A 13,447-nucleotide genomic window follows, 5' to 3' on the forward strand; every position below is an offset into this window, starting at 1 on the left:
GCTGCTTATATGCTCCCCTCAGAGCGCTCGACACGAGGAAGGGAGTGCCCGGTGGACGTACGGATCACCCCTCCCTTCGCGCCTGTCGAGAGCCATATCCGCGACGACGCCGGCACCGACGCTCCGGACGCCCGGTTCGACGACGCCCGCGCGCTGTTGCGATCCACGCCGGTGCGGTTGGTGGTCCTCGGCGTGGTGCTCACCGTTCTGCTCGTCGCGTCGGCGGCGGTCTCCGCGACGACGGTCTCCGGCAGGCAGGCCACCCACGACCGTCTCCTCTCGTCCATAGAGCCGCTCGCCAGCGCGGCCCAGAATCTCTACAGCGCGCTGTCGGTGGCCGACGCCGCCGCCGTGACGGGCTTCATCTCGGGCGGACTCGAACCGGAGGCGGTGCGCAGTCGCTACATCCGGGCCACCAACGAGGCCGCGGAGTATCTCGTCATCGCGGCGACCGGCCTGACCGACGCCGACCGCGAGACCGCGCACAACCTGACGGAGATCGGGCGGCTGCTGCCCGTCTACACGGGCCTCATCGAAACGGCCCGCACCAACAACCGCACCGGGCATCCGGTCGGCGCCGCATATCTCGGCGAGGCCTCGCACCTGATGCAGACCGAACTGCTCCCCGCCGCGCAGGAACTGCACACGCGGGGCGTCGCCGCCGTCGAGGACACCCAGCGCGACGCGGTACGACCACCCTGGCTCGCAATCGGTCTGCTCCTCGTCACGGTCGCCGCACTGTGCGTGGCGCACGTCGTCGTGAGCCGCCGCTGTCGTCGCACCCTCAATCCCGGACTCCTCGTCGCGATCGGCGCGACCGGGGTGCTGCTGTGCTGGTTGCTCGTCGCCGGCCTGGCCTCGTCGAGTGCCACCGAACACGCCATCGAACGCGGTGCGGCACCGCTCGCCGATCTCACCGAGGGGCGGATCCTCGCCCAGCAGTCGCGTACCGCCGAGACTCTGCTGATCGCCCGGCGCGACACGACCGGCGCGTACGACGACACCTTCGGGACCAACATGGCGCGACTCGGCGACATCCTCGACGAGTACGGGCGCGACTCCGCCCTCGAGGCCGGCGCCGAAGCGGTCGAGGCCGCGCGGTCGGCGCACGGCGCCTGGATCAACTCGCACGCACGCATGGTCGCCGCCCTCGCCCGCGGCGACTACGCAGCGGCCTCGGTCCTCGCGGTCGGGGCGGGACCAGGCGAATCCACCGCCCGGTTCGTCGCTCTCGATGCGGCCCTGACGGAAGGAATCGACGACACCCGCACCGAACTGCGCGACAACGAGTTCCGCGCCTCCCGCACCCTCGCCGGTCTCGCACCGGCGTCGGTGGTGCTGCTGACGGTGGCACTGATCGGCGTGTGGGTCGGTCTCCGGCCCCGGTTGAAGGAGTACCAGTGAGAAAGCGCGTTCTCGTCGCGGGTCTGTGCGTCGTCGCCGCACTCGCCGGCGGGTGCGCGACCGATCCCCCACCGCGCGCCCCCGGTCTCCAGGGGACGACGACCTCTCTCCCGCTCCCCGAGAACGCTCGGATGCTCGAATCGTCGGTGGCCACACCACCCGCACCCGACTGCGGCGATCCCACCGCCTCGCTGTCCCCGGACCCGAACGCCACCGGACCCGCGATCGATCGGATCCGGAAGCGCGGACGGCTGATCGTCGGCCTCGACACCGGCAGCAACCTCATGAGCTACCGCGATACCGCGACCGGGCGGATCACCGGTTTCGACGTCGACATCGCACGTGAGATCGCCCGCGACCTCCTGGGCGATCCCGACCTCGTCGACTACCGCATCCTGTCCTCCGCCGAACGCGAGAAGGCGCTGCAGGACTCCACCGTCGACATCGTCGCGAAGACCATGAGCATCACGTGCGCCCGACGCGAGAAGGTCGACTTCTCCTCCGAGTACTTCCGGGCCCAGCAGCGCGTGCTCGTCGTGCGGGGTTCCGACATCCGCTCCGCCGCCGATCTCGCCGGCCGGCGCGTGTGCATCGTCGAGGGCACCACCTCGCTGCTCCGGATGCGAGAAGTGCAGCCGTCGGCGTCGATCCTCACCGTGCCGTCGTGGGCCGACTGCCTCGTCGTCCTCCAGCAACAGCAGGTCGACGCCGTGAGCACCGACGACACGATCCTCGCCGGACTCGCCTCGCAGGACCCCTATCTCGAACTCGTCGGCCCCTCCCTCGGATCGGAGCCGTACGGCATAGGAATCCGGCAGGGCAGCGACGAGCTCGTACGCTTCGTCAACGCCACCCTCGAACGGATCCGCTCCGACGGGACGTGGACGGCGCTGTACGAGAAGTACCTGCGGGTGCTCGGTCCCACTCCGTCACCCCCGACACCGAACTACCGGGAGTGACGGCCATGTCCGACGAACCCGAACCGGCCGGCACGCCGTCGGCCGATTCCGGCCCCGCGACCGAACGGGCAGTCGATTCCGGGCCTGTCACCAGACGCGCGGCGGATTCCGGACCCGCGACCGAACCGTCGACGAGCGACTCGGGGCCGGCCACCGCGCGGGCGGCCGGGGATACCGGGCCCGCCACCGAACGCGGCCCCGCCCCCACCACGCAGCCCGAATCCACCCGGCGCTCCTCGATCCGGTCGGGTTCGTCCTCCCAGCGATCGTCCTCCCAGCGCTCGTCGTCCCAACGCTCGTCGAGCCGTCGCGTCCGGCCCCGCGGCACCCAGCGTCGCCGCATCGCCGGCCTCGTCGACGTGCCGGTCCCCACCCCGAAGGATCCCGTCGACGCCGTCCTCCGCGATCCGCACGTCTCCGAGGGCAAGAGGTTCTGCTCGAAGTGCGGGCAACCGGTGGGACGCAGCACCCCCTCCGGGCCGGGTCCCACCGAAGGCGATTGCCCCAAGTGCGGAACGCATTTCCAGTTCACTCCCGCCCTGCACCGCGGGGATCTCGTCGCCGGGCAGTACGAGGTGCAGGGCTGCCTCGCGCACGGCGGACTGGGGTGGATCTATCTCGCGATCGACCGAAACGTGAGCGACCGCTGGGTGGTACTGAAGGGGTTGCTGCAGGGCGGTGACGCCGAGGCCCAGGCGGTCGCGGTGGCCGAACGCCAGTTCCTGGCCGAGGTCAGCCATCCGAGCATCGTCCAGATCTACAACTTCGTCGAACACCCCTCCCCCGACGGCACCCCGATGGGGTACATCGTCATGGAGTACCTGGGTGGTCACACCCTGCGTACCGTGCTCGACAACTATCCCCCGCCGAATCGCATCCCGGTCGAGCAGGCCATCGGGTACATGCTCGAAGTGCTTCCGGCACTGCAATATCTGCACGACATCGGACTGGTCTACAACGACCTCAAGCCCGAGAACATCATGGTCACCGACGAGCAGATCGAACTCATCGACCTCGGTGCCGTCTCCGCGGTCGAGGGATACGGCTATCTGTACGGGACGCCCGGATATCAGGCGCCCGAGATCGTCCGGACCGGACCGACGGTCGCGAGCGACATCTACACGGTCGGACGCACACTCGCGGTGCTCACGCTCGACATGCCGTCGGACAAGGGCCGGTATCGCGACGGTCTGCCCACCCCCGAGCAGGCTCCCCTGCTCGCCGAGTTCGACTCCTTCCACCGCCTGCTCCTGCGGGCCACGAACCCCGATCCGCAGCAGCGCTTCTCGTCCGCCGACGAACTGCAGGGTCAGCTCACCGGTGTGTTGCGCGAGATCCTGTCGAAGAAGCTCGGTACCGAACATCCCGGACTGTCCCGCCTGTTCAGCCCGCCCCGCACGACCTTCGGCACCGACGAGGCACTCGTCCCCACCGACGTGTACGCCGACGGGATCGAGCGCGACCCCAAACTGCGGGGGCAGGATGTCGCGGCGGCACTGCCCGTCCCCCTGCTCGACCCCAACGATCCGAGTGCCGCGCTCCTCGCCGCCGCGGTCCACAGCGAACCTCAGCAGACCCTCGACTCGCTCCGGCACGCGCGCGAGAACGGGGTCGGTCGGGTCGTCGGGGCATCCGATGTGTCGTTCTCCAAGGAGATCACCCTGGCCGAGGTCCGCGCCTATCTCGATCTCGGACAGGTCGACAGCGCGGTGGACATCCTCGCCCGCCTCGAGCGCGAGTTCGGCGACGACTGGCGCATGGACTGGTACGCCGGGATCGCCGAACTGCTGCAGGACGACTACGAGGCGGCGTTCGCCCGGTTCGACAAGGTGCTGCAGGCTCTTCCGGGTGAGATCGCCCCGAAGATCGCGCTCGGGGCCACCGCCGAACTGACGCTGCAGCACTGGGAGAGCGACGACCCCGATGCGTGGCGACGCTTCTGCGAGGAGTCCTACCGGGTCGTGTGGCGCACCGACCACGCCGTCGTCAGTGCGGCCTTCGGGTTGGCACGCCAGCTCACGGCCCGCGACGAGATCCGCGCCGCCGTGGACGTGCTCGACGAGGTCCCCACGACCTCCCGGCACCACAGTGCCGCGACCATGACCGCCGCCCTGATCCTGTTGCGGGGCGGTCGCGTCGAGGAGATCTCCGAGGCGGATCTGCGCGAGGCCGCGCACCGGATCGCGTCACTTCCTCCCGACGAGGGTCGCGCACTGCAGATGCGCGCGCTCGTCCTCGGGACGGCACTCGAATGGGTGCGCAGCGGCCGGGCGTCGAGTCGCGAGTACGACCGCATCCTCGACGTACCGTTCACGGAGAAGGGACTACGCCTGGGCACCGAAGCAGCGCTGCGGCAGCTGGCGCGCAACGCGCCCTCACGCACGCACCGCTACACCCTCGTCGACCTCGCGAACGCGATCCGGCCGCGCAGCCTGACCTGATCGAAGATCAGGCACGTGCAGCCTGACCTGATCGAAGATCAGCGCCGGGCGAACTGCACGGCTGCGCGCGCGATCGCGAGTTCCTCGTTCGTGGGGATCACGAGCACCTCCACCTGCGACGAGTCGGCCGAGATCCGGCGTTCCCCGTCGTCGTCGGCGGTGTTGCGCGCGTCGTCGACGATGATGCCGAGCCGGTGAAGGTCGGCGAGGCTGTCGCGCCGGACGTCGACGTTGTTCTCCCCCACCCCGCCGGTGAACACGATCGCGTCGACCCCTCCGAGTTCGAAGGTGTAGGCGCCCACGTATTTCCGGATTCGGTGCACATAGACTTCGTACGCGAGTCGCGCATCCTCGTCGCCCTCGCCGACGAGTTTCAGCAGGGCGCGGAAGTCGTTGACGCCCGAGAGTCCCTTCAGGCCCGAGTGCCGGTTGAGCAGGTCGTCGATGGCGTCGACCTTCAGTCCGGCCGCCCGGTTGAGGTGCATGACGACACCCGGATCGATGTCGCCGCTGCGCGTGCCCATGACGAGACCTTCGAGCGGGGTCAGACCCATCGAGGTGTCGATCGGACTGCCGCCCGCGATCGCCGACGCCGACGCGCCGTTACCCAGATGGAGCACAACCAGATTCAGGTCCGCGATGTCGCGCCCGAGGAACTCCGCGGCACGCCCCGAGACGTATTCGTGTGAGGTGCCGTGGAATCCGTAGCGCCGGATGTCGTGCTTGTGGGCGATGTCGCGGTCGATCGCGTAGGTCGCCGCGTGCGGCGGGAGACCGTGGAAGAAGGCGGTGTCGAAGACACCCACGTGGGGTACGTCGGGAAGTTCCTCCCGCGCGACCTCCATTCCCACGACGTTCGCCGGATTGTGGAGGGGTGCGAGGACCGACAGCTCGTCGACGGCGCGGACCACATCGTCGTCGATGAGAGTGGGTTCGTAGAAGACCTTGCCGCCGTGCACGAGTCGGTGTCCGACAGCGACGATGCCCACCTCGTGCAGCGGACGGCCCAGTCCTTCGAGCATCTCGAGCACCGCGCGCAGTCCGGTCCGGTGGTCGGCGATGGCGTCGTTGCGTTCGTCCACGCCCGTCGTGTGATGGAAGACGATCCGCCCCTCCGACTCCCCGATCCGCTCGATCAGTCCGTGCGCCAGCGACTTTCCGCTGTCCGGTTCGATCAGCTGGAACTTGATCGACGACGATCCGGAGTTGAGGACCAGTACGGTGCCTGCGGTGGCCGGGTTCGGGCTGCTCACGCGTCTTCCTCCTGCGCCTGGATCGCGGTGATGGCGATGGTGTTGACGATGTCCTGGATCAGGGCGCCCCGGGAGAGGTCGTTGACCGGCTTGTTCAGGCCCTGCAGGACCGGTCCGACGGCGACGGCCCCGGCGCTGCGCTGCACGGCCTTGTAGGTGTTGTTGCCGGTGTTCAGGTCCGGGAAGATGAACACCGTGGCGCGTCCGGCGACGTCGGAATCGGGCAGCTTCGCACTCGCGACCGTCGGTTCGATCGCCGCGTCGTACTGGATCGGACCTTCCACCAGCAGGTCGGGTCGCCTCTCCCGCACGAACGTCGTGGCCGAGCGGACCTTGTCGACGTCGGCACCCGAACCGGATTCGCCGGTGGAGTACGACAGCATCGCGACCCTCGGGTCGATGCCGAACCGGGCGGCGGTCGCGGCGGACGAGATCGCGATGTCGGCGAGCTGGTCGGCGGTCGGGTCGGGGACGACGGCGCAGTCACCGTACGCGAGGACGCGGTCGGCGAGGCACATCAGGAAGATGCTCGACACCGTGGAGACACCCGGTTCGGTCTTGATGATCTCGAGGGCGGGGCGGATCGTGTGGGCGGTGGTGTGTGCCGCGCCCGAGACCATGCCGTCGGCCAGTCCCAGGTGCACCATCATCGTGCCGAAATACGAGATGTCGCGAATGATCTCGCGTGCACGGTCGACGGTCATGCCCTTGTGGGCGCGCAGACGCGCGTACTCCTCCGCGAACCGGTCGGCGTGCTCGGAGGTGCGCGGGTCGAGGATCTGTGCCTCCGACAGGTCCACCCCGAGTTCCGACGCCCGCTGGCGGACGGCTGCCTCGTCGCCGAGGATCGTCAGCTTCACGATGCCACGCTGGAGCACGCGTCCGGCGGCTCGAAGGATGCGGTCGTCCTCGCCCTCGGGCAACACGATGTGCCGCTGCTGGGCCCGCGCGCGGTCGATGAGCTGGTATTCGAACATCTGCGGGGTGGTCACGGACGGTCGCGGCAGTCGCAACCGGTCGAGCAGAGAACGGGAATCGACGTGTCGTTCCATGAGCGCGAGTGCCGTGTCGATCTTGCGCTGCGCGCCGAGGGCCATGCGGCCGCGGGTGCGGTCGGCAGCCGAGGCGGTGTCGAAGGTGCCGAGTTCGGTGGTGAGGATCGGCAGCGACGGCTTCAGGGCCGTGACGAGCTGCGCGATCATCGGGTGCGGCAGCAGGCCGCCGTTCATGATGATGCCGGCGAGCGTCGGGAATCCTTCGGCGGCATTGGCATTGACCAGCGCGAGGATGACGTCGGAGCGGTCGGCGGGAGCGATGACGACGACGCCGTCGGTGAGCCGCTCGAGAATCCGTTCGGCGGTCATGCCCCCGACCATGATGCGCAGCGCTTCCCGCTGCAGCAGGTCGGGGTCGCCGCTGTAGAGCTCGCCTCCGATCGCGGTCTGCAGCTCGGCCATCGTCGGCGCGACCAGCGCGGGCACCTCCGGGAGCGTCCACACCGGTTCGGCGCGGTCGCCGAGAGCCTGGGCGATCTCGTCGAGTGCATGCGGGTCGCAGCGGTTCACCACCACCGCGCCGAGATGCGCGTGCTGTCCCGCGAGCTCGTACGCGCACACACCGGCGAGCTGGGCGATCTCCGAGGGCGTGCGGCGGGAACCGCGCAGGACGAGCAGCACCGGGGCGTCGAGATTCGCCGCGATGCGGGCGTTGTACGACAGTTCGCTGGGGTTGGCGATCTCCGTGTAGTCGCTGCCGACGATGACGACGGCGTCGCAGCGGTCGGCCACCGCGTGGTACTTGCCGACGATGTCGCTGAGCGCGGCGTCCGGGTCGTCGTGGACGTCGTCGTAGGTGACGCCGATGCAGTCCCCGTAGGCGAGGTCGACGGTGGTGTGTTCGAGCAACAGTTCGAGGATGTAGTCGATGTCGCTGTCGGAGCGCGCGATGGGACGGAAGACACCGACGCGGGCGGTGGACGCGCACAGCGTCTGCAGCACCCCCAGGGCGACGGTCGATTTCCCGGTGTCCCCTTCCGGAGCTGCGATGTAGATGCTCGTGACGGACCCTGCAGCAGCACTCATGGATCCACCCTAACTGCAAACTCTGTTCCGTCCCGTGTACCCGCACACACGGCTCGAAGGCCCGCGACACGAACGCGATGTCACTCCTCCCTGGGAGGGGCGGCACCTTCGTCGTCGGACGTCAGCCGAGTGCGCGCAGGCGCGGCGCGAGGTCGCGTTCGAACAGTTCCAGGAACCGCTTCTGGTCATGACCCGGCGCGTGGAACACCAGATGATTCAACCCGGCATCGACATACGCCTTGACCTTCTCGACCGCCTCGTCCGGATCCGACGCCACGATCCACCGCTTGGCGACCTGCTCGATCGGCAACGCACCGGCCGCCGCCTCCATCTCCATCGGATCGTCGATGGAATGCTTCTGCTCCGGGGTGAGCGACAACGGTGCCCAGAAGCGGGTGTTCTCCAACGCCTTGTCCGGATCGGTGTCGTACGAGATCTTGATCTCGATCATCTTGTCGATCCCGGCCACATCCCGCTCCGCCTTCTCCGCACCCTCGGCGACGGCCGGCAACAGTTTCTCGGTGTAGAGCTCCATGCCCTTCCCCGAGGTGCAGATGAACCCGTCTCCGGCCCGTCCCGCATACCGGGCGACGACCGGACCACCGGCGGCGACGTAGACCGGGATGCCGCCTTCGGGCACGTCGTAGATCGACGCACCCTTGGTCGTGTAGTACTCGCCCTCGAAATCGACCCGGTCCCCGCGCCAGAGCTCGCGCATCAATCGCACCGACTCCCGAAGACGGGCGAAACGTTCCTTGAACTCCGGCCACTGGCCGGCATATCCGGTGGCGATCTCGTTGAGCGCTTCGCCGGTGCCGACGCCGAGGAAGATCCGCCCCGGATACAGGCACCCCATCGTCGCGAAGGCCTGCGCGATCACCGCCGGGTTGTACCGGAACGTCGGCGTCAACACCGAGGTCCCGAGCTGCAGGCGTTCGGTGCGCTCACCCACCGCGGTCATCCACGCCAACGAGAACGGCGCATGCCCGCCGTTGTGCCGCCACGGCTGGAAATGATCCGACACCGTCGCCGAATCCATCCCGTGCGCCTCGGCGAGCACACCCAACTCCACCAACTCGCGCGGGCCGAACTGCTCCGCCGACGCCTTGTACCCCAACTTCAAACCCCGAGCCACAGATTCCTCCGACCGTTCGCGTTCCGATGCCCCCGAGTATGCCGCCTACCCAAGCGAAAGTTGGGGGAGGTCGTGTGCGTCTTTCGCGAGAAAAACACACATAAGCTCCCCGAACATGGCCTGTCTGGGGTGCGCACCGCACGCCGTAGACTCGCCTCGGTGACCCCGCTCGAACTCTTCCTCGTCGCATTGGCCGGACTCGGCGCCGGAGCTATCAACTCCCTCGTCGGATCCGGCACCCTCATCACCTTCCCGACGCTCGTCGCGTTCGGTGTACCCCCGGTGACCGCGACGATGTCCAACGCGATCGGCCTGGTCGCTGGAGGCGTCTCGGGCACCTGGGGGTATCGGCGCGAGCTGCGCGGGCAATGGGAGCGGTTGCGGTGGCAGATCCCCGCGTCGTTCTGCGGGGCGCTGGTCGGAGCGTGGCTCCTGCTCCACCTGCCGGAAACCGTCTTCGAGACGGTCGTGCCGATCCTGCTCCTCCTGGCACTCACGCTCGTCGTGTTCCAGCCGAAGATCCAGGCGTGGGTGGCTCGCCGGACAGGAGGTGACGCCGACGGCCACCTCGGACCGGTACGGATGACACTGCTCGTCGTCGGCACCTTCGCCGTCGGCATCTACGGCGGCTACTTCACGGCGGCACAGGGCATCCTGTTGATGGGCCTGTTCGGAGCATTGCTGCACGACCACATCCAGCGACAGAACGCGGCGAAGAACCTTCTGTCGCTGGTCGTGAACGTCGTGGCCGCGTGCGCGTACATCCTGGTGGCGTTCGAACGGATCGACTGGACCGTGGCCGCACTGATCGCCGTGGGCTCTTTGATCGGTGGTTATCTCGGCTCGCACTACGGCCGACGCCTGTCGCCGGTCGCGCTGCGGGCGGTGATCGTCGTGGTGGGGCTGATCGGTCTTTACCGACTGCTTGCCTGACGCACTACTCTCCGGAATTCACCTCTGCCGGGAGTTGTCCGCAGCGTTACGAGAAGAACAGGAATCAATTCGACTTCAGAGAAATGGGAATTCCCGCCACTACAAGAGTCACCGACTCACTGGCCTCGGCGACCCGCGCATTGAGCCGACCCAGCATGTCCCGGAACAACCGCCCCGACGCGCTCGCCGGCACCACACCGCTGCCCACCTCGTTACTGACGGCGACCACGGGAACCCGGGTCTGCCGCCACGCATCGAGGAGGTCGTCGATATCGATGTCGACCGCAGCGGAATTGCCCGTGTTCCACACGTCGTGGAGGTCGAGTCGTGCCGTGAGCCAGGTTCCGAGACAGTCGACGAGCAGAGGTTCGTCCGCGTCGCGCAACACCTTCGCCACATCCGAGGTCTCGATCGTCGACCATGAGTCCGGTCGTCTATCGCGGTGCAGTGCAACACGTTCCGCCCATTCGGCGTCGCCCTCACGCGTCCCGCCGGTGGCGACGTAGGTGACGGACGGATACGACGCGAGCAGTTCCTCTGCGTGCCGCGACTTGCCCGACCGCACTCCCCCGAGGACCAGCGTCCGATGCGGCACGAGCGGAGTCTGCTCACCCACGTGGACCACCTCACCGTCGCGCCCCGGACGAGAATTCGATTGCTGCAGCTTATTTCGCAGATCGTCGATGGGCGGATTGTGGTGGCCGAGATGCACCGCGACCACGTCGGTGTTCTCGGTAACGGCACCGGCACTGCGCAGACCATCGACCATCGCACCGAATTCGGGCAGGCCGAGGTGGCCCTCGGACAGCGCGGAACGGTCGCCGAAGGTCTCTTCGAGGAAGACCGCGTCGAACCGGGCGCCGCGTACGGCCTCGAACCACTCGGTGGGCCACATCCCGGTGTCGCACGCCCACAGCAACCGCGACCCGCCGGGCCCCGACAGGTCGTACAGCACCGCGTCTCCGTCGCGGAACACCTTGTGTCGTGCGGGAAGAACGCGCACCGAGTATTCGCCGACGGTGAGCGAGTCCCCGGCCTCGACCGGCACGAAACGCACCGGGTCCTCCGGGCCCGCCCAGGGCCTGCAGGTGTCGAGTGCGTCGGCGGGGCCGATCACATCGAGATCGACGCCGGCAGCGACCCACGATCGGAACAACAATGCCTGGGGGCCGAGATGGTCGGCATGGGCATGAGTCAGGAGGATGTGGCGTACCTTCGCCAGCGACCTGCCGTGCCGCACGGCCGCGCGGGGCGCCTCGGGACCACAGTCGAGCATCAGCACGTCGTCGACGAGTGCCGCAGTCTGCCCGCGGATCTCACCGCGACGCGCGGCATCCGCGCAGGACGCGCATGTGCAGAACGGATTCGGCCACCCGTCCGCCGCGCCGGTCCCCAGGAGTACGACCTCCATCAGCAGCCTTTCGTACTGTCGCGGAGAGGGAGGACGGCGCGACCCGCCGGACGGTCGAGGATCTCGACGCGGGCGCCGTAGACCTGCGCGATGCGGTCGGCGGTGAGGACGTCATCGGGCGCTCCGTCGGCGACGACGTGCCCACCGTCGAGGAGCACGAGTCGTTCCCCGTACTGCGCGGCGGAGGTCAGATCGTGCATCGCGGCGATGACGGTGAGGTCGCCTTCGGTGCGCATCGAGTCGACGAGTTCGAGCACCTGCTGCTGGTGCCCGATGTCGAGTGCGCTGGTGGGTTCGTCGAGGAGCAGCACGCGCGGTTGCTGGGCGAGAGCGCGCGCGAGCACGACGCGCTGCAGCTCACCGCCGGACAGTTCGGTCGCGAGGCGCGGGGCGAACGCTTCGAGCTCGAGTCGTTCGACGACGCGGTCCACCACCTCACGGTCGTGTGCGGTCTCGGAACCGAAGCGCGGGATGTGCGGGGTGCGACCGAGATGGATCAGTTCCCGGACGGTGACGCCTTCCGGCACCACCGGGCGTTGCGGCATCAGCGCGACCGCTCGTGCCATGTCCCGGCGCCCGGCACGTCCCGGCACGACGTCGGCGACCCGGAGGTGACCGGTGGCCGGCACGAGACCGGCGAGGACGTGCAGGAGAGTGGTCTTGCCCGACCCGTTGGGTCCGACCAGCGACACCCACGATCCCGCGGTGACGTTCAGGTCGACCCGGTGCAGCACCTCGACGCCTCCGCGTTCGGCGGTGAGCTGCCGGCACGAGACCGTCATGGTCGGGGTGGTGAGAACATCGCTTTTCATCGGACACCTCGGCTCCGTCTGAGCACGACGAGGAAGAAGGGCGCCCCGATCGCCGCGGTGACGACACCGATCGGCAGTTCGGCGGGCGACATGACGGTGCGGGCCAGGACGTCCGCGAGGACGAGGAAGGACGCACCCACCAGCAGCGACAGCGGCAGCAGGAGGCGGTGTCCCGGCCCGACGAGCAGCCGGACCGCGTGCGGAACGACGATGCCGACGAACCCGATGAGTCCGCTGGCCGAGACCACCGCAGCGGTCCCGAGGGTCGCGACGCACACGAGCAGCAGCCGCACGCGCGCCGGGTTGATCCCGAGGCTCGCGGCTTCGACGTCGCCGACCGCCATGACATCGAGTGTGCGCCGATGCAGCGCGATGATCGCGACGGTGACCACGACGTACGGCAGGACCACGACGACGTCGGACCAGCCGTCGGTGGACAGGCGGCCGAGCATCCACGAGTACACCTGCCGCAGGGTGTCGTCGTGCAGCTGCATGAAGAAGGTCTGGATCGCGTTCGCGAAGGCGGCGACGGCGACACCGGCGAGGATGATGACGACTTCCGAGCGGCTGCCACCGACGGTACGGCCGAGCGAGTACGTCGCGCCGACGGCGAGCAGTCCCCCGGCGAAGGCCGCGATCGGGACACCGGCGAACCCGGCGGCGCCGCCCACGACGACGGCGAGGGTGGCACCGAGGCCGGCGCCGCTGGAGACCCCGAGCAGATACGGGTCGGCGAGCGGGTTGCGGAAGACCCCCTGGTAGGCGGCACCGGCGATGGCCAGCATCGCCCCCACCAGCACCCCGAGCACGACGCGCGGCATCCGGATGTTCCACAGGATCGCCTGCTGACGCGTGCTCAGCCCGGAGTCGACGTCGACGAACGGCAGGCGGTCGGCGATGTCGAGCAGCACCCCACCCGGGGTGAGGCCGGCGGGCCCGACGAGGATCCCGACCAGCATCGCGGCGAACAGGGCGAGCACCGCGCCGGTCAGTACGAGCACGTTGCGCGGCACCACCC

10 protein-coding genes are annotated in these 13,447 nt (G+C 68.7%); 4 read left to right on the forward strand and 6 right to left on the reverse strand.

Features of this window, described 5'->3' with window-relative positions; translation table 11 throughout:
* The first annotated feature begins 51 nt into the window (after positions 1-51).
* Genes CKW34_RS19110 through CKW34_RS19120 form a run of 3 tightly spaced genes read left to right on the forward strand, consistent with a single transcriptional unit; the run spans position 52 to position 4,804 of the window.
* Entirely contained in the window at positions 52-1,404 is a 1,353-nt protein-coding gene (locus CKW34_RS19110; RefSeq protein ID WP_059384355.1) for a hypothetical protein, read from the forward strand.
* Entirely contained in the window at positions 1,401-2,363 is a 963-nt protein-coding gene (locus CKW34_RS19115; protein ID WP_059384356.1) for a glutamate ABC transporter substrate-binding protein, read from the forward strand. Before CKW34_RS19110 ends, CKW34_RS19115 begins: the two co-directional genes overlap by 4 nt.
* Positions 2,364-2,368: 5 nt before the next feature.
* A complete protein-coding gene (locus CKW34_RS19120) occupies positions 2,369-4,804 on the forward strand; it encodes a serine/threonine-protein kinase (protein WP_370670877.1) in 2,436 nt (811 codons plus the stop codon).
* A gap of 38 nt (positions 4,805-4,842) precedes the next feature.
* On the opposite strand, the gene CKW34_RS19125 is transcribed toward CKW34_RS19120, so the two are convergent.
* The 3 genes from CKW34_RS19125 to fgd all read right to left on the reverse strand — a co-directional run bounded on the left by CKW34_RS19125 (position 4,843) and on the right by fgd (position 9,273).
* Complete coding sequence (locus CKW34_RS19125) at positions 4,843-6,057, reverse strand: acetate/propionate family kinase (RefSeq protein WP_059384357.1); 1,215 nt, start codon at positions 6,055-6,057, stop codon at positions 4,843-4,845.
* On the reverse strand, positions 6,054-8,138 hold the full coding sequence (gene pta, locus CKW34_RS19130; RefSeq protein ID WP_059384358.1) for a phosphate acetyltransferase: 2,085 nt from the start codon (positions 8,136-8,138) through the stop codon (positions 6,054-6,056). The genes CKW34_RS19125 and pta overlap by 4 nt, the downstream gene beginning before the upstream one ends.
* Positions 8,139-8,259: 121 nt before the next feature.
* A complete protein-coding gene (gene fgd / locus CKW34_RS19135; RefSeq protein ID WP_064059869.1) occupies positions 8,260-9,273 on the reverse strand; it encodes a glucose-6-phosphate dehydrogenase (coenzyme-F420) in 1,014 nt (337 codons plus the stop codon).
* Between the two features lie 159 nt (positions 9,274-9,432).
* Between fgd and CKW34_RS19140 the strand changes: the two genes are divergently transcribed.
* Positions 9,433-10,206 (forward strand): sulfite exporter TauE/SafE family protein, encoded by a 774-nt coding sequence (locus CKW34_RS19140; RefSeq protein WP_059384567.1) that lies wholly within the window; start codon positions 9,433-9,435, stop codon positions 10,204-10,206.
* A 64-nt stretch (positions 10,207-10,270) separates the two neighbouring features.
* On the opposite strand, the gene cobU is transcribed toward CKW34_RS19140, so the two are convergent.
* The 3 genes from cobU to CKW34_RS19155 are packed head-to-tail and all read right to left on the reverse strand — an operon-like array spanning position 10,271 to position 13,388.
* A complete protein-coding gene (gene cobU / locus CKW34_RS19145; protein WP_059384520.1) occupies positions 10,271-11,617 on the reverse strand; it encodes a bifunctional adenosylcobinamide kinase/adenosylcobinamide-phosphate guanylyltransferase in 1,347 nt (448 codons plus the stop codon).
* Positions 11,617-12,429 carry an ABC transporter ATP-binding protein gene (locus tag CKW34_RS19150; RefSeq protein WP_059384521.1) on the reverse strand — a complete coding sequence of 271 codons (813 nt, stop codon included), beginning with the start codon at positions 12,427-12,429 and terminating at the stop codon, positions 11,617-11,619. Before CKW34_RS19150 ends, cobU begins: the two co-directional genes overlap by 1 nt.
* Positions 12,426-13,388 carry a FecCD family ABC transporter permease gene (locus CKW34_RS19155; RefSeq protein WP_231921943.1) on the reverse strand — a complete coding sequence of 321 codons (963 nt, stop codon included), beginning with the start codon at positions 13,386-13,388 and terminating at the stop codon, positions 12,426-12,428. The genes CKW34_RS19150 and CKW34_RS19155 overlap by 4 nt, the downstream gene beginning before the upstream one ends.
* Positions 13,389-13,447 lie beyond the last annotated feature (59 nt).

It is taken from the genome of Rhodococcus rhodochrous, assembly GCF_900187265.1.
Lineage (GTDB): Bacteria > Actinomycetota > Actinomycetes > Mycobacteriales > Mycobacteriaceae > Rhodococcus > Rhodococcus rhodochrous.